Source organism: Agrobacterium sp. K11 (assembly GCF_059429395.1).
In genome coordinates, this window is sequence record NZ_JCAHRB010000003.1 from 137,721 (window position 1) to 156,864 (window position 19,144).

Annotated in this window: 24 protein-coding genes and 1 riboswitch; of the genes, 9 read left to right on the forward strand and 15 right to left on the reverse strand. The window is 60.1% G+C overall.

What is annotated here, in order from left to right:
- Window positions 1–59: 59 nt before the first annotated feature.
- A complete protein-coding gene (gene dmeR / locus AC5SEO_RS05840) occupies window positions 60–332 on the reverse strand; it encodes a Ni(II)/Co(II)-sensing transcriptional repressor DmeR (RefSeq protein ID WP_003494395.1) in 273 nt (90 codons plus the stop codon).
- A 127-nt stretch (window positions 333–459) separates the two neighbouring features.
- Here dmeR and AC5SEO_RS05845 point away from each other — a divergent pair, with 127 nt between their 5' ends.
- From AC5SEO_RS05845 to AC5SEO_RS05860, 4 genes are all read left to right on the forward strand, one after another.
- Window positions 460–813, forward strand: coding sequence for a hypothetical protein (locus AC5SEO_RS05845; RefSeq protein WP_003511979.1), 354 nt, complete (start codon window positions 460–462; stop codon window positions 811–813).
- Between the two features lie 96 nt (window positions 814–909).
- The gene (locus tag AC5SEO_RS05850) at window positions 910–1,323 is read left to right on the forward strand and encodes a MerR family transcriptional regulator (RefSeq protein ID WP_025592768.1); all 414 of its coding nucleotides are present in this window, start codon (window positions 910–912) and stop codon (window positions 1,321–1,323) included.
- A gap of 205 nt (window positions 1,324–1,528) precedes the next feature.
- Window positions 1,529–2,017 (forward strand): GNAT family N-acetyltransferase, encoded by a 489-nt coding sequence (locus AC5SEO_RS05855; protein WP_003511975.1) that lies wholly within the window; start codon window positions 1,529–1,531, stop codon window positions 2,015–2,017.
- Between the two features lie 21 nt (window positions 2,018–2,038).
- Window positions 2,039–2,605 (forward strand): type 1 glutamine amidotransferase family protein, encoded by a 567-nt coding sequence (locus AC5SEO_RS05860; protein WP_080799125.1) that lies wholly within the window; start codon window positions 2,039–2,041, stop codon window positions 2,603–2,605.
- A gap of 105 nt (window positions 2,606–2,710) precedes the next feature.
- Here AC5SEO_RS05860 and AC5SEO_RS05865 read toward each other — a convergent pair whose 3' ends face one another.
- The 6 genes from AC5SEO_RS05865 to AC5SEO_RS05890 all read right to left on the reverse strand — a co-directional run bounded on the left by AC5SEO_RS05865 (window position 2,711) and on the right by AC5SEO_RS05890 (window position 6,609).
- Window positions 2,711–3,025, reverse strand: a complete 315-nt coding sequence (locus tag AC5SEO_RS05865; protein WP_112958968.1) for a hypothetical protein — start codon at window positions 3,023–3,025, stop codon at window positions 2,711–2,713.
- A gap of 4 nt (window positions 3,026–3,029) precedes the next feature.
- Window positions 3,030–3,746, reverse strand: coding sequence for a CbtA family protein (locus tag AC5SEO_RS05870; protein WP_065702657.1), 717 nt, complete (start codon window positions 3,744–3,746; stop codon window positions 3,030–3,032).
- Between the two features lie 11 nt (window positions 3,747–3,757).
- Window positions 3,758–3,940, reverse strand: coding sequence for a CbtB domain-containing protein (locus AC5SEO_RS05875; protein ID WP_003494386.1), 183 nt, complete (start codon window positions 3,938–3,940; stop codon window positions 3,758–3,760).
- A gap of 166 nt (window positions 3,941–4,106) precedes the next feature.
- A riboswitch (cobalamin riboswitch) is annotated at window positions 4,107–4,331 on the reverse strand.
- 91 nt (window positions 4,332–4,422) lie between these two features.
- Entirely contained in the window at window positions 4,423–5,343 is a 921-nt protein-coding gene (locus AC5SEO_RS05880) for a c-type cytochrome (RefSeq protein WP_003511962.1), read from the reverse strand.
- Between the two features lie 86 nt (window positions 5,344–5,429).
- Window positions 5,430–5,864 (reverse strand): c-type cytochrome, encoded by a 435-nt coding sequence (locus tag AC5SEO_RS05885; protein WP_025592760.1) that lies wholly within the window; start codon window positions 5,862–5,864, stop codon window positions 5,430–5,432.
- Between the two features lie 115 nt (window positions 5,865–5,979).
- On the reverse strand, window positions 5,980–6,609 hold the full coding sequence (locus AC5SEO_RS05890; RefSeq protein ID WP_013635680.1) for a LysE family translocator: 630 nt from the start codon (window positions 6,607–6,609) through the stop codon (window positions 5,980–5,982).
- Window positions 6,610–6,742: 133 nt separating this feature from the next.
- On the opposite strand from AC5SEO_RS05890, the gene AC5SEO_RS05895 reads away from it, so the two are divergent.
- Window positions 6,743–7,468, forward strand: coding sequence for a helix-turn-helix transcriptional regulator (locus AC5SEO_RS05895; protein ID WP_013635679.1), 726 nt, complete (start codon window positions 6,743–6,745; stop codon window positions 7,466–7,468).
- 111 nt (window positions 7,469–7,579) lie between these two features.
- Here AC5SEO_RS05895 and AC5SEO_RS05900 read toward each other — a convergent pair whose 3' ends face one another.
- Window positions 7,580–8,449 (reverse strand): metallophosphoesterase, encoded by an 870-nt coding sequence (locus AC5SEO_RS05900; RefSeq protein WP_065658163.1) that lies wholly within the window; start codon window positions 8,447–8,449, stop codon window positions 7,580–7,582.
- Window positions 8,450–8,580: 131 nt separating this feature from the next.
- On the reverse strand, window positions 8,581–9,183 hold the full coding sequence (locus AC5SEO_RS05905; protein WP_003511955.1) for a superoxide dismutase: 603 nt from the start codon (window positions 9,181–9,183) through the stop codon (window positions 8,581–8,583).
- 220 nt (window positions 9,184–9,403) lie between these two features.
- On the opposite strand from AC5SEO_RS05905, the gene AC5SEO_RS05910 reads away from it, so the two are divergent.
- Window positions 9,404–9,748 (forward strand): hypothetical protein, encoded by a 345-nt coding sequence (locus tag AC5SEO_RS05910; protein ID WP_174068081.1) that lies wholly within the window; start codon window positions 9,404–9,406, stop codon window positions 9,746–9,748.
- A gap of 4 nt (window positions 9,749–9,752) precedes the next feature.
- On the opposite strand, the gene AC5SEO_RS05915 is transcribed toward AC5SEO_RS05910, so the two are convergent.
- Window positions 9,753–10,295: a GNAT family N-acetyltransferase gene (locus AC5SEO_RS05915; RefSeq protein WP_141193603.1), complete on the reverse strand. Its 543-nt coding sequence runs from the start codon at window positions 10,293–10,295 to the stop codon at window positions 9,753–9,755.
- A 95-nt stretch (window positions 10,296–10,390) separates the two neighbouring features.
- On the opposite strand from AC5SEO_RS05915, the gene AC5SEO_RS05920 reads away from it, so the two are divergent.
- Window positions 10,391–11,278 carry a LysR family transcriptional regulator gene (locus tag AC5SEO_RS05920; protein WP_174068080.1) on the forward strand — a complete coding sequence of 296 codons (888 nt, stop codon included), beginning with the start codon at window positions 10,391–10,393 and terminating at the stop codon, window positions 11,276–11,278.
- Window positions 11,279–11,451: 173 nt separating this feature from the next.
- On the opposite strand, the gene AC5SEO_RS05925 is transcribed toward AC5SEO_RS05920, so the two are convergent.
- Both AC5SEO_RS05925 and AC5SEO_RS05930 read right to left on the reverse strand, forming a co-directional pair.
- A complete protein-coding gene (locus AC5SEO_RS05925) occupies window positions 11,452–13,800 on the reverse strand; it encodes a methyl-accepting chemotaxis protein (protein WP_080799137.1) in 2,349 nt (782 codons plus the stop codon).
- 260 nt (window positions 13,801–14,060) lie between these two features.
- Window positions 14,061–14,942, reverse strand: a complete 882-nt coding sequence (locus tag AC5SEO_RS05930) for a branched-chain amino acid aminotransferase (protein ID WP_111783242.1) — start codon at window positions 14,940–14,942, stop codon at window positions 14,061–14,063.
- Window positions 14,943–15,335: 393 nt separating this feature from the next.
- On the opposite strand from AC5SEO_RS05930, the gene tam reads away from it, so the two are divergent.
- Window positions 15,336–16,106: a trans-aconitate 2-methyltransferase gene (gene tam, locus AC5SEO_RS05935; RefSeq protein ID WP_113291412.1), complete on the forward strand. Its 771-nt coding sequence runs from the start codon at window positions 15,336–15,338 to the stop codon at window positions 16,104–16,106.
- 193 nt (window positions 16,107–16,299) lie between these two features.
- On the opposite strand, the gene AC5SEO_RS05940 is transcribed toward tam, so the two are convergent.
- Window positions 16,300–16,668, reverse strand: coding sequence for a VOC family protein (locus AC5SEO_RS05940; RefSeq protein WP_113291411.1), 369 nt, complete (start codon window positions 16,666–16,668; stop codon window positions 16,300–16,302).
- 49 nt (window positions 16,669–16,717) lie between these two features.
- Window positions 16,718–17,428 (reverse strand): helix-turn-helix transcriptional regulator, encoded by a 711-nt coding sequence (locus tag AC5SEO_RS05945; protein ID WP_111783243.1) that lies wholly within the window; start codon window positions 17,426–17,428, stop codon window positions 16,718–16,720.
- 186 nt (window positions 17,429–17,614) lie between these two features.
- Here AC5SEO_RS05945 and AC5SEO_RS05950 point away from each other — a divergent pair, with 186 nt between their 5' ends.
- Complete coding sequence (locus AC5SEO_RS05950; protein WP_174068079.1) at window positions 17,615–18,442, forward strand: aldo/keto reductase; 828 nt, start codon at window positions 17,615–17,617, stop codon at window positions 18,440–18,442.
- A gap of 21 nt (window positions 18,443–18,463) precedes the next feature.
- Here AC5SEO_RS05950 and AC5SEO_RS05955 read toward each other — a convergent pair whose 3' ends face one another.
- Entirely contained in the window at window positions 18,464–19,075 is a 612-nt protein-coding gene (locus AC5SEO_RS05955) for a LysE family translocator (RefSeq protein ID WP_174068078.1), read from the reverse strand.
- Between the last annotated feature and the right edge of the window lie 69 nt (window positions 19,076–19,144).

Consider the following 19,144-nt stretch of genomic DNA (forward strand, 5'->3'; position numbering starts at 1 on the left):
GGAATATTCTGTTTCACGCATGTCTTTTCCCAAAGCCGCGGACACTTTTGGGAGAGAGGTTAGCGGATGTAGGTCTTCAGCACCTGGGCCAGCTCTTCCGCCGCACGCGCCCGCTCGTCTTCATTTTCGGCGTGCACGACGTGCTCATGCAGATGTTCCTGCATCACCTCCCCCGTCAGGCCGGAAAGCGCACCGCGCACCGAGGCCAGCAATTGCAGCACCTCGCCGCAGGGCTTGGAATCGTCCAAAGCACGCTCCACCGCCTCCATCTGCCCCTTGAGGCGACGGATGCGAGCGAGAAGCTTCTCCTTGTTGCGGATCGTATGGGACATGAGTACCTCATATACTATAGGGGGGTATACTATATTGCGATGTTTTTTGGTTCAAGCCCTGCGCGACGCAATCTTCGCGAATGTTTCGACCCCTAAAAATACCCCATGAAACTTAGGGGACTCAGTCATGACGACTATCGCAGCAACAACCAGCAGCTATTACGCAACTCCGGTCCGGACCCTTGAGCCGACAAAGACCAGGGAAACCAATGCAACCACCGAGGCCCTGCTGGAACTGACACGGGCGGCACACCGCGCGATTTCCAGCGCCGAGAGCGTTGCCGTTTCCGCCGCACCTGCCGCCGCCAGCGTTTCCGCCGGCCTTGCCGCAGCACTTTGGAACCTGGACAGCGGCGCACAGGCCAGAACCGAACCGGCGGTAGATATCGCCGCATCAGCGCAGCCTGACGCCGCCTCCAGCATCGAGACAGAAGTTCTCAAAGCCCTGGCGCAGGCACTCGGCGTGGATGCCGCCGCCTGACACCCATTGAACGGCAGGCTGAAAAGCTATATCTCTAGAGACTAGAGCATCCGGTTCGTTCTTGTCCCGGCTGCTCTTGAGAATATGGAGAAGGCAATGCTGTCCATCGGTGAATTGTCCAAACGTACCGGCGTGAAGGTTCCGACGATCCGCTATTATGAGCAGATGGGCCTCATCCGCGAGGCAGACCGCTCGGAAGGCAACCAGCGCCGTTACGAAAAATCCGATCTCGAAAGGCTGGCTTTCATCCGCCATGCCCGCGATATCGGGCTCAATATCGACGCCATCAGAGAATTGATCGCGCTCAGCCAGCACCGGCAAATGCCGTGCGAGGGTGCGGACCGCATTGCCGCCGAACACCTCGCCCATGTGCGCGAAAAAATCAGCAGCCTCAAGAAGCTCGAGCATGAGCTGGAACGTATCGTCTCCCATTGCCATGGTCATTCGATCGAGGATTGTTACGTCATCCGCGCACTTTCCGACCATGGCATGTGCGAAGGGGAGCATTGAGGCTGAAGAGCAGGCTTGACAGATTTCAGATTCGAGCGCATTGCATGGACATGATCAACGAACGCGCACCCATCTCCTGCTCGTACTTTTGGGCCTACCTGTAAAGGGCGGCTCGACAGATCATTTTGTCAACAAGCCGCCGTCAGGCGGCTTTGTTGTTTTTCAAGCGTCCGGACGGCACCGATAAAACCGAAGGACCAGAAAAATGACCGAAGACAGTTCCCTTACATTGGAAAGACCGCCCGTCGTCATCATTCGTGGCGCACGCAAGACCGATTTGCCTGAGCTCAATGAGATGATCACCCTGCTTGCCACCTTTCATGGCGATGCGGCGGCGATTACGCCGGCGAAACTGGAACGCGACCTGTTCGGCCCGCTTCCCTGGGTGCATGGGCTGGTGGCGGAAGCCGACGGCGCATTGATCGGTTACGCCCTGATGCTGCCGCTCTACAGGGCGCAGGAAGGCCGCCGCGGGCTTGAGCTGCACCATCTTTTCGTGCGTGACGGTCACCGCGGCCATGGCACCGGCCAGCACCTGGTTTCCCGCGCCCGCGATATCGCCAAGCGCCTCGGTTGCGACTATCTTTCCGTCAGCGCCACGACCGGCAATGTCGCCGCGCATCGTTTCTACGAAAGCATGGATTTCGCGCCGCGCCCGGTCACCGGCATGCGCTACATGCAGTCTATCGCCTGATTGCAACCTTTGGAGACGGTCATGACACGGATTGCCATTGCGCTTGCGCAGGATTTTGCGGACTGGGAACCGGCGCTGCTTGCCGCCGCCGCGCGCGGCTATCTCGGCGTCGAGATCGTTTACGCAACCCCGGACGGCCGGCCCGTGGTTTCAATGGGCGGGCTCAACGTTACGCCCGACACATCCTATGATGCACTTGATCCTGCTAACATCGATGCGCTCGTCATTCCCGGCGGCCTCAGTTGGGAAAAGGGAACGGCTGTCGATCTTGGCGGGCTGGTACAGCGGTTTCGCGAGAAGGGCCGGTTGGTTGCCGGCATCTGCGCGGCTGCCAGCGCGCTTGCAGGCACGGGCGCCCTTGATGACGTCGCCCATACCGGCAATTCGCTCGCCTCTCACAAGGCCTATCCGTCCTATCGCGGCGAAGCGCTCTATCGCGACCAGCCGAAGGCGGTCAGCGATGGCGGCATCGTAACCGCAGCCGGCAGTGCACCCGTCAGTTTCGCAGTGGAAATTCTGAAACACCTCGGCCTCTTTGGTCCGGAAGCCGAGGCGGAACTTCAGGTTTTTGCGGCGGAGCACCGGTGAGGCTCACCTTGGCATCGAGAGTTTTGCGGATCCTCTCATCGTCATTCCTGTGCTTGTCACAGGAATGAGGGTGGTGGAGAAGTTAAGCCGCGAGACCATCACAAATCACCCCCGATCAAGCACCCGGCAGACACGGGGCGCGACATCCCCGCCCTCCCCCGCAATCGCACGGCGGATATCGCGGCTGTTGAGATGCAGACTGCGACCGGCCGGCAAAGCCGAGCGTTTTATCTTGGCAAGGGCTGCGGCCGTAAAGGCAGCCTCATTCTCATGAAAATAGGCGAGCGCCGCTTCCCGTTCCGGGCTGACGCCAAGGACTGCCTTGAAAGCAAGGCGATGCACGGCGCAGAAAGCGCCGTGACCGGGAACGGCAAAACGCAGCGCATCGAGTTCCTCACTCCATTCGGCTGCGCCCTGCATGGTTTCAAGCCTGCTGGAAGCGCTTCAGGAAAAACGCGCTCAATGTTCCGAGCAAGGCCCAGAAGACAAAGCTGGTCACGGTGGCGGCGACGATGAACTGTCGTTCCAGCGGCAGCGGTGCCAGCGCATGTTCACCTTCCGGCGGCAGGGGCGCGCCCACCACATGTGGAGCAACGATCAACACCAGTGCGAGCACGATTGCCCAGGGTTCGCGGCGGAATGCGATCAGCGCAATGCCGCCTGCGGTCGCCGCAACCGTCGAAAGCCACCAGATTTGACGCGCCTCAAGCGCGGCCGCCGGGCTGCCCGGCAGTTCCGGCGGCAGGCCGATCATCGGCGCAAGCATGACGGCGGCAAAACCGGCCACACCCCACAAAAGGCCTTCGCGCCAGCCGGCATCGGTGCCGCGCAGCGAGATGAGGCCGGTCAGCACCAGCGCATAACCGATGGCGGTCAGCACGTTGGCGGCGACCGTATAGGCGGTGCGCTCGAAGCCGTCGGCCGGAGACCAGGCTTCCTCGTTATGTTCGTGCGCGGGAACGGCAGCGCCGGTCGTGGCCGGAGCATCATGGCTGTGGGGCGCTTCGCCACCGGCATTTTCATAGGTTTCCGCCTTCAGGATCAGCGGCGTGGTGCCGAAAGCCTGCATGGCCGAAACGGCGAAGCCGCCAACGATGCCGACGAGGACGGCAGTAAAAACGATATTGCGAAAGAACGACATGCTTTTTCCCCTCAATGGCAAGGGAAAGCATTGGCATGACGCGTGTCATGCGCGGCGTTGTGAACGGCTTCCACATGCGAAAAGCCGACAAAACCGACGACGAACAGACCAAGCACGATCGCCGTCAGCGATTGCGCGAAGCTGCCCGTTTTTGCTGAAACGGCGGCATTTGCCGTATTCTGGTTGATGGACATGGTGACCCCTCTTACGGCGCGACCCCGCGCCTTTAGACGCGGCGGAACGGCAAACGCCGTGCAGCCGCATGCGATACACTTCACCACGGGGATACGAGACTGACACAGGGCGGCACGTTCAAGCACCACCACCCTGAAATTCCGCTCTTCCGGACACCCCGCCGGCATGGACATTTCCGTGATGGCAGGTCTCCTGGCTTACGGGTCAAAACCTGAAACACCTTCCCGGCATTGCCCTCGCCCATATCCGGCGAGATGCTTACCAGTGGCATTTCGTTTCAGGCTCTCCGCTCACAGTTGCGGGGGCAGCCACGAATGAGGATGTCTCCCTATCGTGTTCCCTTTTCACCTTCCGGAACGCCCGGAAGGAACCATCACAGGATCGTTATCCGATGGGTGTGGGTGGGAGTCAATGGCAGGCCGGCGTGAGAATTGCGCGCCGCGGCTGGATGCCGGATCAAGTCCGGCATGACGGCAAAGGGCTACCGTGCCGGGATGGCCTTCAGATAGGCGGCGATCGCATTGCGGTCTTCGGCCGTCAGATGCGCCATATTCTGCTGCACCTTGACCATGGAGCCGCCGACGCTGTCGAATTCCGGGGTGAAGCCGGTTTCCAGATAGTTGGCAATATCGGCCGCCTCCCAGCTTCCGACGCTCTGCGAGCCGGGGGTGATATCGGGAATGCGGCCCTCGCCTTCGGGATTTGGACCACCGGCCAGCCATTTGCCATCGAGAAAACCGCCAAGCGCATTGCGCGGCGTGTGACATTCGCCGCAATGGCCCGGGCCTTCCACCAGATATTGGCCGCGCAGCAATTCGGCATTGGCATCGGCAAGCTCGACGCGGGGTGGCGCGGATGTATCGAAATAGAGGAATTTCCAGCCGCCCAATGCCATGCGCATGTTGAAGGGGAACGGCAGTTCGTGATCCGGCGCGTCATTCTGGCTGGCGGGCAGAACCCGCAAATAACCGAAGAGATCGTTGATGTCCTTCTGCGTCATGCGGGCATAGGAGGCGTAAGGGAAGGACGGGTAGAGATGTTCGCCGTTCTTGCCGACGCCGCGCGTCATCGCATCGCCGAATTCCGAAAGCGTCCAGCCGCCAATGCCATGCTGCGGATCGGAGGAAATATTGGGCACATGGAAGGTGCCGAAGGGGCTTTTCAACGCTTGCCCGCCCGAAAGCGTCAAAAGCGCATCGCCCTTGGCATCTGGTGCCGCATGGCAACTTGCGCAGCCGCCCGCCCAGAACAGCGTTTCGCCATTGGCAAGGTCCGGCTCGCCAAGGCTCACCCAGTGGCTGGGTGCCTGACGCACAGGCGCGGTCACCCAGGCGAAAATGCCGAAACCGGCAATGGCCGCCACCGCGATCCCGCCCGCGAGCTTCGTCCAAATGGAGGCCATGACCCCTCTCCCCATTATCACCTGATGAGATCAGGCGTCATTCCCGCTGAAAAAAACGCCGCCGGGAAGCGGCGTTCTTATTAGGATCACTTCTTCAGACGGTAGGTCTGGTGGCACGCACCACAATCGGCACCGAGGGTCTGCATGGCGGCGGTGACGCCTGCCTGATCGGCGGGAAGGCTGGCGAGGACCTTGTCCGCATCGGCACCGAGCTTGGCGGCCTTGGACTTGAAGTCATCGAAATTTTCCCAGATCGCGGGTGCCGCAGCACTGCCGGTCTCGCTGCCCGGGGGAAACTGGTCGGGGAAAGCCTTGGCGTTGGTGCTGATGGTCGTCACGGCAGCCTTTACGGCTTCGGCGTCATAAGGCTTCTGGCCCTTGGAGATGGCAGCAAGCGCCCCCATGGAGCCGCCGATCTGCTTCATCATGCCTTCACGTTTTTCGACTTCGCCGGCAGCGTAGACCGCTCCGGCGCAAAGACAGCCGAAAAGCATGGCCGCCGCGATGGTTTTCAGTTTCATACACTCTCTCCTTGATTCCGGCAGATGCCGAACGCGCGATAACGGCGCGAGGATGCCCTTTCCGCATGGCGAAAAGAAGTCACATTGCAGTGAATTTCCCCAAGAAAACAGAAGTCTAGGAGAGTGCTTCCCAAAGCGTAACCAGGGCTGCGGCAATCAGCATGAAACCGGCGGCGCGGCCGATGAAAATCGTCGCGGCAGGCGAGGAAACGAGCCATGCCCGGCTTTTATCCGCCGTCAGCGCCAGAGCGCCATAGACCGTGAACTGCGTGATGGCCACCATCGCGCCCATTACCAGCCCCTGCATCCAGATTGGACCATAGTCGGGTTTGAGGAATTGCGGATAGATCGCCATCATGAAGAGATAGGCTTTCGGATTGGAAAGGCAGGTGAGCACGGCCCGCCAGAACGCCTTTCTGACAGAGGCGCTCGCCTGCGCATCATCGCCATTGACGGTGATAGCGCTGCGCATCAGGCCGACGCCGATCCAGACCATGTAAGCGGCGCCGGCGACCAGCAGCGGCAGGAACAGCGACGGCATCCAGGCGGCAAGCATGCCGACGCCCAATGCACCGTAAAGTGAATGCACCATGCCGCCGGCGCTCATGCCGCTTGCGGCGGAAAGCCCGGTTCTTTTGCCACCCGTCAACGCACTTGCCAGCACGAACAGCATATCCATGCCCGGCAGGATGATGATGCCGAACAGGACCAGAAAGAAAAGCCAGAGATTTTCGGCGTAACTCATGTCAGTATCTCCCAAAACAGTTTTCGACACATTCGGGAAAACTCATGTTTCTCAATGTGTTTTGCTGCTTATAGGAAAAGCCAACTGACAGCGTTGTGTCAGTTGCGTTGGGAAACCACCGGGAAAAACGGCAATGCGCAAGGCATCGAGACTGTTCGAGATCATCCAGATCCTGCGGGTGGCGCGCAGGCCGATCACCGCGCAGACCATTGCCGAGGCACTGGAGGTCACGGTGCGCTCGGTCTATCGCGATATTTCGGCCCTTCAGACCATGCGCGTGCCGATCGAAGGCGAACGCGGCGTCGGTTACATACTGCGTCCCGGCTTCAACCTGCCGCCGCTGATGTTTTCCATCGAGGAGACGGAGGCGATCGTGCTTGCGCTCGCCATGGTCGCGCGCACGGGCGACACTGAATTGCGGCAGGCGGCCAAAAAGGTCAGCGACAAGATTGCGGCATCCCTGCCCGAACCCCTGTCGAAAACCCTGTCGGCCAATGCCCTGCACGCCTGGGGCAGCATCGCGCCCTCACCCGCCGGCGTCGATCTTGCCATGGTCAGGCGGGCGGTGCGCGACGAGGAGCGGTTGGACATAACCTATGGCGATGAAACCGGCGTGGAGACCCGGCGACAGATCCGGCCCATCGCCACGATCTATTATTCGGAGACGACCAATATCGTCGCCTGGTGCGAACTCAGGCAAGCGATCCGCAATTTCCGCTCCGACCGCGTTCTGACCTGCAAGACAACCGGCAGCTTTTTCAAGATGGAAGGCGAAAGGTTGCGGCAATTGTGGATGAGCGGCTGGCAGAGCAATCAGCTGGGGACTTCGGAACGAACGACGAATCAAGCCGGCGCGTAAAAGCACCTGATTTAGCGCGTCTTTCAACCTTCGTTCTGTGTCGGGGCCTCCGTCTCAACCGTCATTCCTGTGACAGGGACAGTAATGACGGTTGAGAGGGTGGTGCTGACTTCAAAGCACGGCAGCGTTATGCCGCAAATGCTCCAGCACCCTATCGTCCTCGCGCCCGAAACCGCGGATGACGATTCGGTCGGCAAACACATCGGCAATGGCGAAGGTGTTCTGGTCGGGCGTATCCACCATGCCCTTAAAGTTGACGAAGTGAGTGTTGCCCTGCACCCCGTAATTGCCCTCATGATTATGGCCGCTGAACCATGCGACGACCGAAGGGTGTACATCAAGAAGATCGAGGATTCGAGGCGCGTCCCACATATTATGGGCGTTGTTCGGATAGACCGGATAGTGGCAGAGAATGACCACTTTTTCACCCGCCGCATCCGCCTTTTGCAGAACGGTCCGCAGCCATTCGAACTGTTCGTCGCTGAGCGACGCATTCCAGTCCTGCGCATTGATCGCACCCACCTCTTGCAGGCGCCTCAGACGCTCTTGCGCCAGCGTGCGGCGCGGATCGCCCGGCGGCGGGGCAAACAGGCTGACCTCGTTGCCGTCAAGCACCACGAAACGTATCTCACCGATGGTGAAATCGTGCCAGGGCGACGCCATGCCGAGGCGGGAATGGATGGCGGACAGGTGTTGGGCGGCAACGGCGAAATCGTGATTTCCCGGCAGCATCACCGAAGGGTGGCGAAGCTGCTCGTAGACGCCAAGGATCGCATCGAAATTTTCAAAACCGCGATCGATGATATCGCCCAGCGTTACCACGAAGGCCAGTTCCTCGCGATTGAAGGCGTCGATCGCTTCGCCAAGCTTTTTCGGGCTTTCGGCATAATACCGGCCCATATCCGGGCGGGGTTCGGCATCGGCATATTGGGGATCGGCAACGATGCCGAATGAGAAGAGCGGTGTGGTTTTTTCAGTCATGATGCGCCGCGATAAACCGGGCGGATGACAGGCTTGTGACAAATGGGAGCGACACGCTGGATTGTCGACCTCAAAAGCAGAACACCCGGCCTTTGGGGGCCGGGTGCTCAGAAAATTACAATCCGCAAAACTTACTTGGAAGCGGCTTCGTAACGCTCCAGGACGTAGTCCCAGTTGATGAGGTTGTCGACGAAGGCTTCGAGGTACTTCGGACGCAGGTTGCGGTAGTCGATGTAGTAGGAGTGTTCCCACACGTCGACGCCAAGGATCGGTTCTGCGCCATGAACCAGCGGGTTTTCGCCGTTCGGGGTCTTGGAGATTTCGAGCTTGCCGTTCTTGACGGAAACCCATGCCCAGCCGGAGCCGAACTGCGTGGTGCCGGCAGCGATGAAATCAGCCTTGAACTTGTCGTAACCGCCGAGATCGGAGGCGAATGCCTGTTCCAGCTTGCCCGGCAGCTTGTTGCCGCCGCCGTCCTTCTTCAGCCACTTCCAGAAATGGACGTGGTTGTAATGCTGGGCAGCATTGTTGAAGAGACCAGCATTGGTGCCAAAGGACTTCTTCACGACTTCCTCAAGCGAAAGGTCGGAAAGACCGGCTTCCGCCGCCAGCTTGTTGCCGTTGTCGACATATGCCTTGTGGTGCTTGTCGTGATGGAACTCGAGCGTCTCGCGCGACATGTATGGTGCAAGCGCGTCGTAGTCGTAGGGGAGTTCAGGAAGTTCGAAGGCCATGGTTTTTACTCCTTTTTGCAGCGGGTTACCGCTCCTAGAAACCGTGTGAGCGGACCATAGGAGCGAACCTCTGTTTGGGCAACCTGTGAAATATCAAAATGTTCCGACAAAAGAGAAAATTCCTCTCAAGCCAGCCGCCACCACATTTGTTTCACAACCCTGGCGTACTGTTTTCCACCCTATCGGTTCGCTTTTGATGAAATTGCAGGAAGGAAATTCCATGACCCGCCCCATGATCCATCGCGCGCTGCTTCTCGCCGCCTTCTCCTCGCTGGCGCTACCCGCCGCCGCATCGTCTGACGATGCGTGGAAGGAATTCGTGGCGGATGTGCAGACGGCGTGCCTTGGTGCCGGCAAAGACATGATCGAGGACGCCAAGGTGGTGGTCGATCCGGTGGGCAGCGAGAATTATGGCCTCGCCGTCCTCACCGGCAAGGCCAAGGGCGCGGATGCGACGATCAGCCATATCTGCGTTTACGACAAGAAGACCAAGGCCGTCGAACTCGGCAGCGAGCTTGCCGGCGATACGCTGAAGGTTGAAATCCCTGGTTCCACCAAGCCCTGAGGTTTCAGAAACGGGGCGTGGTGTCGCCATCGCCCAGCGCGCGCTGCATCAGCACCGTGTCCAGCCACTGGCCGTGTTTCCAGCCGATGGACTTGAATGTGCCGACATGCTCGAAACCGGCGGCGCGGTGAACCCCGATGGAGGCGGCGTTGGCGCTATCGCCGATGACCGCAATCATCTGCCGGAAGCCGCGCGAAGTCGCATCCTCGATCAGCGCATCGAGCAGCTTGCGGCCAATTCCCATGCCCTTCATGGCCGGATCGATATAAACGGAATTCTCCACAGCAGCACCATAGGCCGGACGCGGGCGATAGGCGCCGGCATAGGCATATCCGGCTATCTTTCCGTCGATTTCTGCGACGAGATAGGAGTAGTTGCCTTCCACCAGCAATCGGCGGCGCTCAATCATCATATCCACGCTTGGCGGATCGATCTCGAAGCTGGCGCGGCCATGCAGCACGGCATCCCGGTAGATTTCGGTAATGGCTGGAATATCCGCCTCCTCGCAGGGGCGGATGGTAAGGCTGGAAATTGTGGGAAGGGTCATTCTCGTGTCCTGTGGTCATTCACGGCATTATTGTGCATTGCGGCTCAGTCAAAATAAAGATTATCTGTCTTATACAAACGATAAGGTTTTCTTTGATGATGGACCTCGATCTGCGGCAGGTGCGCAGCTTCATGGATGTCGCCGATCTCGGCAGCTTTTCCGCCGCAGCCGACAAGGCGGGGCTGACGCAGCCGGCCATCAGCCTGCACATCCGGCTGCTGGAAAAGCAGCTCGGTGTGCGGCTGATCGAACGGGTCGGCAGGCGCGCGCAGCCGACGGCGGCGGGCCGGGACTTTCTCATCCATGCAAGACGGATTGCGGAAGAAGTGGCGCATGCCATCGATACCGTAGCCCCTCATCGCAGCGGCGTGACGGGACGCCTGCGCATCGGCACGGGCGCCACCGCCTGCATCTATCTTCTGCCGCCAGTGCTGGGCAAAATCCGCCAGGTGATGCCGGGGATAGACATCGTCGTGCAGACCGGCAATACCCACGATATACTGAGGCTTCTCGAAGCCAATACGATCGATGCGGCGGTGGTGGCCCTGCCGGCCAGCGGCCGCAGCCTGGATATCAGCGACATCCATCTCGATGAACTGGTTGCGGTTTTCCCGCTTGGCACCATCAGCGACGCAACAATCCTGAATGCCGAGACGCTTTCGACACAGCCATTGCTGCTTTACGAGGGCGGCAATACGCGCAAGCTCGTGGATCAATGGTTTTCGGCAAGCGGCCGCACCGTGCAACCGGCCATGGAACTGGGCAGCGTCGAGGCCATCAAGAAACTGGCCGGCGCGGGCCTTGGCCTTGCCATCGTGCCACGCATGGCGATGGAGCATGAAGGTGGTGCATCGGGGCTTGAATGGCGCTCGCTCGAGCCGCCGCTCGAACGGCGGATCGCCCTTGCCCTCAGACGCGACAAGCACATGACCGCGCCACTAAGGGCGCTCGCTGCTGCATTGCCAAACCTGCAGAAACGATGAAGCCCGCGTCGATTTCGGACGCGGGCTTCGATCTGTTGGTGCTTGCGACTTTTTGTTTCGTCATGCCGGACTGGATCCGGCATCCAGCCACGGCGCGTCTGCGCCGTGAGAAGAGTCGTACGCGATCAGAGAACCGATCGCGCTGGACCCCGAAGCCAAAGGCAATCTCGTCCTCAGAACTCGGTCCAGTCATCACCCTTCACGGCCAGCGCGGCATTGCCACGCGAAGCAGTGACCGGGCGGGATCTGGACGGCTGGGAGACAGGTGCACGTGCGGGGCTTGCCTCTCGCATGTGCCTTGCCGTCTCGCGCAAGGCGGAGGTCTGCTGGCCGAGCTGGAACTGCGCCAACAAAGCCTGGAGATTGGCACATTCCTGCGCAAGACCCGCACCGGCCGCATTCATTTCCTCGACCATCGCGGCGTTCTGCTGCGTAGCCTGATCCATGTGGTTGACGGCGGTGTTGACCTCGGAGAGACCGGCGGACTGTTCCTGCGCCGCGGTGGCGATGGCGTCCATATGGGTGTTAACGGACAGTACGAGCTGCTCGATCTCGGAAAGCCCGACGCCAGTATCGGCGACAAGCTTCACGCCCTCACCCACCGCAACGGCGGACGTGTTGATGAGCTGCTTGATTTCCTTGGCAGCCTTGGCGGAACGCTGGGCCAGTTCGCGCACTTCCTGTGCAACGACTGCAAAACCCTTGCCCGCATCGCCAGCCCGCGCCGCCTCGACGCCGGCATTCAGCGCCAGAAGGTTGGTCTGGAAGGCGATTTCGTCAATAACACCGATGATCTGGCCGATCTGGCGCGAGGAATGCTCGATGCGTTCCATGGCGGAAACGGCATCGCGCACCACCTTGCCGGAAAGATCGGCCTTTGCCCTTGCCTCACGCACCGTGTCGCGCGCATCGCTTGCCCGCTTGGAGGTGGCCGAAACATTGGCGGTGATCTCTTCCAGCGCGGCAGCGGTCTCTTCCAGAGAGGCAGCCTGCTGCTCCGTGCGGCGGGAAAGATCGTCCGATGCCGACGAAACCTCGTGAGCGCCGCCATTTACCGTCTGCACGGACTGGCCGACACTTGTCAGCGCTTCGCGCAGTTGAACGACGGAGCTGTTGAAATCGTGCCGCAGCGCCTCGAATTGCGGTGCGAACGGCGTGGCGATCTCGCAGACCATGTCGCCGGAAGCGAGACGACGAAGACCGCCCGCCAGCGAACCCGTGGCCTGATTGAGCCGTTCTTCGGCCTCGGCCTCGGCGCGCTGCTGCAACTCGATACGGTCCCGCTCGGCCCGCTCGCGGTTGGCCAGGGCTTCGGATTCCAGCTGCCTGTTGCGGATTGCCGCCTCGCGGAAGATTTCCACGGCGCGGGCCATCTCGCCGATCTCGTCGCCGCGTTTTGCGCCGGCGACATCGATCGAAAGATTGCCGCCCGAAAGCTCCATCATCGCGTTGGTCAGGCGGCTGATCGGCCGGGTGACGCGGCCGACGATGACGGCAAGCGAGAGGATACAGAGCGCCAGCGTCGCGATGAAGACGACGAGATAGATCATCGCATCGATGAAGGCGTCCTGTTTGGCCTGTGCGGCATTTGCGTCCAGAACATCCATGGCGGCAGAAGCGATTTTCGCGATCGTGCCGAGGTTTTCGGTGACGGTGGTGCGCCAGCTGTCCATGGTGAAGGCAGGCGTGCGACCATTCATGAGATCGTCGATGAGCTTGGCGCGCTGCGTGCTGAAATCGCCCTTGAAGTAAGTCTTGTCCGCCGTGGCGTAGATATCCTTGAGCGATTGCGGCGTCGATTCATGCGTAACCAGATCGCCGGTCGCTTTCCAGGCGAAAGCCGCACCGGCATCGAATGCGCCGAGTTGCTGCATCTCCTGCGCCGTCAGTGGACGGTTCTGGGCAACGGCAGCGTTGAGAATGACGGTGGCGCTGCCGCCAAGGGCACGGGCAGACCAGCCGTAGGAGCGCAACTGGATCAAACCGGTCTGGCCCTGATCGAGAGAGCGAACAGTGCCTTCAAGCGCCGTCGAGCCCGCCTCGAGCGAGGCGAGGAAATCGCCGCCGAGCGCCATGACCGTCTTGTCGAGCCCGCCTTCGCGCCGGTCGAGCGGCAGCGAAACGTTGGCGTCAACCTTCTTTCGCAATTCGACGAACTGCGCGTAGACATCTTTAACGCGCTTCAGCGGTGCCTGAAGCTGCGTGTCTTCAAGCGACGAAGACTGCGTGAGGAATGCCGTCATGGCAGCATCCACCTTCTGGCGTGCGGCCTGCACGCTGGCGACGCTGCCCGTCGATTTCGACGGATCGAGCGTCAGTGCCGTGGCGCTGTCGCCGCGTTCACTGCGGAAATTCAAAAGAGCGTTGAAAAGAAGCTTGTCGAGCGAGACGAGTTGCGCAACCTCTGAAAAGGTGCCGGCGCGATTGGCCGACCGCCACAACTCGTTTCCGACCAAACCGGCCAGCGCGAGGCTGATGGTAAGAAAAAATCCTACAAGTACATTACGAATGCTGAAAGACATCTGGCGGCCCTCGTTAGCCGGAAGGGAAGATGCTGCAAACTAAGTGTGGTTTGTCTAAAATTGGATTAAATTCCCCTCAGTTTTCGTGGGAAAATACTGCACTGCAAAAACAAAAGGCCACGGCAAGCCGAACGCCTGCCATGGCCCTGATCGAAATACCTGTCAGCTTTGCCCACCAGACAGAAAATCACATTCGATTTTCGTCCGTAACGATGCGCAGATCAAAGAGAGTCAGAGCGTCCGGCGGGACGCACGGCGCTCTAGACGTCTGCGCCGAGACGTGCCCAATCCATGTAAAGATCGAGCGCCTTGCGGGCGACCGGGCCTGCCTGCAATGCGCGGTCATCCAGTTTCACAACAGGGGAAACCTTGGAATAATTGCCCGAGCAGAAGATTTCATCCGCCCCGCGGAAATCCTCGACCGACAGGGTAGCTTCGCGCACTTCGAAACCGGCCTGGCGCAGAAGGCTCATCACCCGCGAACGGGTGATGCCGGCAAGGAAGGTGCGGTTCGGAACCGGGGTGAAGACGACGCCGTCCTTGACCATGAAGACGTTGGACGATGCCGATTCAGCGACATTGCCGTTCATGTCGCACATCAGGGCGTTGTCGAAACCGCGTGCACGGGCTTCCAGAATGGCGCGGCCGCTATTGGGGTAAAGGCTACCGGCCTTGGCATCCGTCATCGCGGTTTCCGGTGAAGGACGGCGCAGCGGCGAGACGGTGAGTGTCAGCGATGCGCCGGCATTCATCGGCGCTTCGAAAAGGCACAGCGCAAAACGGGTGGAATTGGCATCGGGCGCGACGACGCTGCCCGGCGAACCGTGTTCTGCCCAATACATCGGCTTGATGTAGATTTCAGTCTTGCCGTCGAATTTATTGACGCCTTCCAGCGCCAATGCCTCGATCTCTTCCGCCGTCATGGTCGGCTTCATGCCCATGTTAATGGCCGAGCGGTTGACGCGCTGGCAATGCAGATCGAGATCGGGAGCCACGCCATCGAACCAGCGCGCGCCGTCAAACACCGTGGAGGCCAGCCACATGGCATGCGAGGTCGGGCCGATGAGCGGCGGATTGCCGGGCAGCCATTGACCATCAACATAGGTCCAGGTGGTTGATCGGGGTGCGGTATCGACGGTCATGACTGTCTCCTGTCTTGAGCATCTCCGCCTTTCTGCAAAAAGCGAAAGAGCTCCATCTTTTTCGTCCTGCCACATTGCCGCACGCAAAACCGCTTCGCACTTTTGCTGGCAATGCTCTGAAATCGGCGGGAGTGAATGCCTCTGACCGGGTGAGGTCAAGTTTTAATTGCCACCATGTCTTATTTTGATGGAAAATAACAAATGCATGCCCTGACAAAGACGTTTTGTGAGGCGAAACAAAAGGTTGATGAATAGATCCATCACAATAATTCATGCATTGGATGATGGCGGGGGGATTTCGCCCATGCGATGCTGGCAGTCTGACGGCGCTTGCAACGCCCCTTACCATTCTTGTTCGCCGATCCGAATGCAACACGTCAGCAGGAGAAAATCATGGCATGGTCCGCCCAGCAATATCTGAAATTTGAAGACGAGCGGACACGCCCGGCAAGGGATCTTCTGGCGCAGGTGCCGCTGGAGCGCGTGCTGAACGGTTACGATCTGGGCTGCGGCCCGGGCAATTCCACCGAGCTTTTGACCGATCGTTACGGCGTTAACGTCATCACCGGCATCGACAGCGACGACGACATGCTGGAAAAGGCGGCGGACCGGCTGCCCAACACCCGTTTCGGCAAGGCCGATCTCGGCAACTGGCGGCCCAGCCAGAAGGCGGACCTGCTTTATGCAAATGCGGTGTTCCAATGGGTGCCGGATCATCTTGCCGTTCTTTCGCAGCTGATGGACCAGCTGGAAAGCGGCGGCGTTCTTGCCGTGCAGATGCCTGACAATCTGCAGGAGCCGACACATCGCGCCATGGAGGAAACGGGAGCAGACGGCCCCTGGAAGGACAAGTTTGCGGATGGCAAATTACGCCGCAAACCCCTGCCCGCGCCATCAGCCTATTTCGATGCGCTGACACCGAAATCCGCGCGGGTGGATGTGTGGCACACCATCTACAACCACCCCATGAAGGATGCGGAAAGCATTGTGGAATGGGTGAAGGGCACGGGTCTGCGCCCCTATCTTGCCGCCGCCGGCGCGGAACACCGCGAGGCCTTCCTCAACGACTATACCAGGCGCATCGCAGCCGCCTATCCGCCCATGGCAGACGGCCGGCTGCTGTTGCGTTTTCCGCGCCTGTTCGTGGTGGCGGTGAAGAAGTAGCGTAGTTTTCGCCTCCCCTCATTCCTGTGCCTGTCACAGGAATCCAGCCAGCCCAAGTCCTTGGGCTGAAAAGGCTCTCTCGCCGCGCAGACGCGCGGCGGCTGGATTCCTGTGACCAGCACAGGGATGAGGAGAGCTTAGAGTACGACATGGCTACGACACTATTTAGCCAATCGGCCTCAACGCATTATCTCTAACCCGCGAAGGCGTAGACCCTCAGACGATGGCCGTCGGGGTCGGCCGCAGTGAATGTGTAGCCGAAGTCCATCGTGCCGGGCTGCTGCAAAATGGCGATGCCCTTTGTCTTCCAGTCGGCGAAGGCTTCATCCACCTGCGCATCACTTTCGACGCGGAAGGCAAGCTCGCCGCCACCGCCCGTTAACGATGCCTTCGGCTCCACCGTATGCCTCGACCAGAGGCCGAGCTTCATGCCGTTTTGAAGCACGAAGAGGGAGAATGTCGGAGAGGCTTCGACCGGCTCTGCGCCGAGCAGGGCTTTATAAAATTCCGTGCTGGCCGGCGGGTTGTCGACGTAGATAATGGTGAAATCGGGGTGGGTCATGGCTGTTCTCCTTGAGTTGCGGATGAACAGGTTCTAGCCTCCCGTGCTGTCAGTTTTTGTCAGCATGATTTTGTTGCCGTCGCTGTTTTTCCCGCTCGCGCCAGTCCTTCAGCAGGGACTGGCGGCGGCGGGGATAACGCTTGTCCAGAGGGTTGAAGCTCTCGATGCGGTCGGCCCGGAAACTGCGGAAATCCTGCCGCGTCTCGCACCATGCCAGCACCACCCGCACCAGATCGAAAAAAGCGAGCGCGAAGGGCCAGATCACCCGCTCCGTCAATTCTCCCTTCTCGTCGCGATAGGTCATCACGACCTTGCTCTCCTTGCGAATAATATCGCGAATGGCGGCGAGATCGACGTGGATGGTGGCCATGGCCTGCCCGGGGCCGACAAGCAGGGTGGAATTATCGAGTTCCTCACGCAGGGCATCGGGCAAAACGGCGGCGATCTTGACGAGTGCGGCGCGGGCGGCCTGCGCCAAGCCCTCATCGGCACGGCCCGCGACCCATCGCGACCCGAGCACAAGCGCCTCGATCTCCTGCTGCGAAAACATCAGCGGCGGCAGCAAAAAACCGGGACGCAGCACATAACCCACACCCGCCTCGCCCTCGATGTCAGCACCCTGCGCCTGAAGCGTTGCTATATCGCGGTAAAGCGTGCGCAGGCTGACGCCGGTTTGAGCGGCCAGCGCCGTACCGCTGACCGGCATGCGGTGGGCGCGCAGGATCTGCAACAGATCAAGAAGCCGTTGTGAGCGCGACACGCGTGGTTCCTCCACATTCCGATCATGCCATCTACGACGTTTCACCATCGACTGGTAGCCTCGCGCACAGCGCCTCGCAATGGCGAGACGCTTGAAACCAATGGCGCTGACACCAGTTAATAAAAGACCGCTTCCCCATCCGGCAGTCCTTGCCGGCCATGTTTGCAATAAACAGGAGAGACATGCATGTATGACGTCAACGCGAATGGCGCGAACATTCCCGCCCTCGGTTTCGGCACCTTCCGCATTCCGGAAGAGGATATGAGGCGCATTTTGCCGGAGGCGCTGAAACTCGGTTTCCGCCATGTCGATACGGCGCAGATCTACAAGAATGAAGGTGCGGTTGGCGAAGTGATCGCGAAGTCCGGCATTTCCCGGCACGATATTTTCCTGACCACCAAGGTCTGGGTGGACCGCTACCGCCACGCTGATTTTCTCGCCTCCGTCGATGAAAGCCTGCAAAAGCTGAAGACGGATTATGTCGATCTACTGCTGCTGCACTGGCCTAAAAGCGATGTGCCGCTGGCGGAAAGGATCGGCGCGCTGAACGACGTGCGCAAGGCCGGAAAGGTGCGCAATATAGGCATTTCCAACTTCAACGTGGCGCTGACGGAAGAGGCGGTCAAACTCTCCGACACGCCGCTTGCCACCAACCAGATCGAATACCATCCCTATCTGGACCAGACGAAGGTGATTGCGGCCGCGCGCCAACACGGGCTTTCGGTCACTGCCTATTATCTGATGGCGGATGGCAAGGTGCCTGATGATTCGGTTCTGAAGGATATTGGTGCAAGGCACGGCAAGACGGCCGCACAGGTGGCGCTGCGCTGGGCAGTGCAGCAGCCGGATGTCGTGGCGCTTTCCAAGACCGCAACCGAAAGCCGCCTCAAGGAGAATTTCGACATTTTCGATTTTGCGCTCTCGGAAGAGGAAATGCAGGCGATCCACGCGCTTGCCAAACCCGATGGCCGCATCGTCAACCCCGGTCACCTCGCGCCCGACTGGGACGATTGACTGCGTGAACCCGGTCCGGTCTCACCGCTGCGTCAACGCCAGTTTCGCCCCGAGCGCCACAAACGCGGCGGCGAAACTGCGTCTCAGCCAGGTGAGTACGGCCGGGCGCGCCACAACCTGCCGCCTGACCGAGGCGGCAAAACAGCCGTAAAGCGCAAAGACCAGAAACGTCATGGCCATGAAGATCAGCCCGAGATCGACCATGCGCCACGTCGGAGAAACCTCATCAGGCGCGATGAATTGCGGCAGGAAAGCAAAAAAGAAGATCGACAGTTTCGGGTTCAGGAGATTGATGAGGATAGCCTCACCGATGACCCGCCCCGCCTTGCGGTGCTCCTGCTTGTCGTCGATCTTCAGCGCCCCATCTTCCCGAAGCGTGTTCCACGCCATGTAGAGCAGGTAGGCGACACCCAGATATTTGATCACGCCGAAGGCAAGGGCGCTCGCATGCAGAATGGCGGCAAGTCCGGTGATGGCGGCCAGCAGATGCGGCACGATGCCGAGCGTGCAGCCGAAAGCCGCGACGACGCTCGCCTTCGACCCTTGGGACAGGCCGGCGGCCAGCGTGTAAACCACGCCTGTTCCGGGAGAAGCGGCGATGATCAGGGATGTGATGAGGAATTCGGGCGTCATGGTTTCTGCAAGTCCTGTTGAACGGAGGACAGGAGCTTGACTGTGTCCGGCGCGGGGGTCTTGGATGAA

What these genes read in the sequence shown, in the direction of transcription:
- AC5SEO_RS05870 (WP_065702657.1), bottom strand. Translation starts at nt 3,746, where the DNA reads ATGTCGTTCTTTCGCAATATCGTTTTTACTGCCGTCCTCGTCGGCATC.
- AC5SEO_RS05905 (WP_003511955.1), bottom strand. Translation starts at nt 9,183, where the DNA reads ATGGCCTTCGAACTTCCTGAACTCCCCTACGACTACGACGCGCTTGCA.
- AC5SEO_RS05850 (WP_025592768.1), top strand. Translation starts at nt 910, where the DNA reads ATGCTGTCCATCGGTGAATTGTCCAAACGTACCGGCGTGAAGGTTCCG.
- dmeR (WP_003494395.1), bottom strand. Translation starts at nt 332, where the DNA reads ATGTCCCATACGATCCGCAACAAGGAGAAGCTTCTCGCTCGCATCCGT.
- AC5SEO_RS05915 (WP_141193603.1), bottom strand. Translation starts at nt 10,295, where the DNA reads ATGACCCTTCCCACAATTTCCAGCCTTACCATCCGCCCCTGCGAGGAG.
- AC5SEO_RS05955 (WP_174068078.1), bottom strand. Translation starts at nt 19,075, where the DNA reads ATGACGCCCGAATTCCTCATCACATCCCTGATCATCGCCGCTTCTCCC.
- AC5SEO_RS05845 (WP_003511979.1), top strand. Translation starts at nt 460, where the DNA reads ATGACGACTATCGCAGCAACAACCAGCAGCTATTACGCAACTCCGGTC.
- AC5SEO_RS05950 (WP_174068079.1), top strand. Translation starts at nt 17,615, where the DNA reads ATGTATGACGTCAACGCGAATGGCGCGAACATTCCCGCCCTCGGTTTC.
- tam (WP_113291412.1), top strand. Translation starts at nt 15,336, where the DNA reads ATGGCATGGTCCGCCCAGCAATATCTGAAATTTGAAGACGAGCGGACA.
- AC5SEO_RS05925 (WP_080799137.1), bottom strand. Translation starts at nt 13,800, where the DNA reads ATGTCTTTCAGCATTCGTAATGTACTTGTAGGATTTTTTCTTACCATC.
- AC5SEO_RS05930 (WP_111783242.1), bottom strand. Translation starts at nt 14,942, where the DNA reads ATGACCGTCGATACCGCACCCCGATCAACCACCTGGACCTATGTTGAT.
- AC5SEO_RS05895 (WP_013635679.1), top strand. Translation starts at nt 6,743, where the DNA reads ATGCGCAAGGCATCGAGACTGTTCGAGATCATCCAGATCCTGCGGGTG.
- AC5SEO_RS05865 (WP_112958968.1), bottom strand. Translation starts at nt 3,025, where the DNA reads ATGCAGGGCGCAGCCGAATGGAGTGAGGAACTCGATGCGCTGCGTTTT.
- AC5SEO_RS05900 (WP_065658163.1), bottom strand. Translation starts at nt 8,449, where the DNA reads ATGACTGAAAAAACCACACCGCTCTTCTCATTCGGCATCGTTGCCGAT.
- AC5SEO_RS05855 (WP_003511975.1), top strand. Translation starts at nt 1,529, where the DNA reads ATGACCGAAGACAGTTCCCTTACATTGGAAAGACCGCCCGTCGTCATC.
- AC5SEO_RS05890 (WP_013635680.1), bottom strand. Translation starts at nt 6,609, where the DNA reads ATGAGTTACGCCGAAAATCTCTGGCTTTTCTTTCTGGTCCTGTTCGGC.
- AC5SEO_RS05940 (WP_113291411.1), bottom strand. Translation starts at nt 16,668, where the DNA reads ATGACCCACCCCGATTTCACCATTATCTACGTCGACAACCCGCCGGCC.
- AC5SEO_RS05880 (WP_003511962.1), bottom strand. Translation starts at nt 5,343, where the DNA reads ATGGCCTCCATTTGGACGAAGCTCGCGGGCGGGATCGCGGTGGCGGCC.
- AC5SEO_RS05875 (WP_003494386.1), bottom strand. Translation starts at nt 3,940, where the DNA reads ATGTCCATCAACCAGAATACGGCAAATGCCGCCGTTTCAGCAAAAACG.
- AC5SEO_RS05860 (WP_080799125.1), top strand. Translation starts at nt 2,039, where the DNA reads ATGACACGGATTGCCATTGCGCTTGCGCAGGATTTTGCGGACTGGGAA.
- AC5SEO_RS05910 (WP_174068081.1), top strand. Translation starts at nt 9,404, where the DNA reads ATGACCCGCCCCATGATCCATCGCGCGCTGCTTCTCGCCGCCTTCTCC.
- AC5SEO_RS05920 (WP_174068080.1), top strand. Translation starts at nt 10,391, where the DNA reads ATGATGGACCTCGATCTGCGGCAGGTGCGCAGCTTCATGGATGTCGCC.
- AC5SEO_RS05885 (WP_025592760.1), bottom strand. Translation starts at nt 5,864, where the DNA reads ATGAAACTGAAAACCATCGCGGCGGCCATGCTTTTCGGCTGTCTTTGC.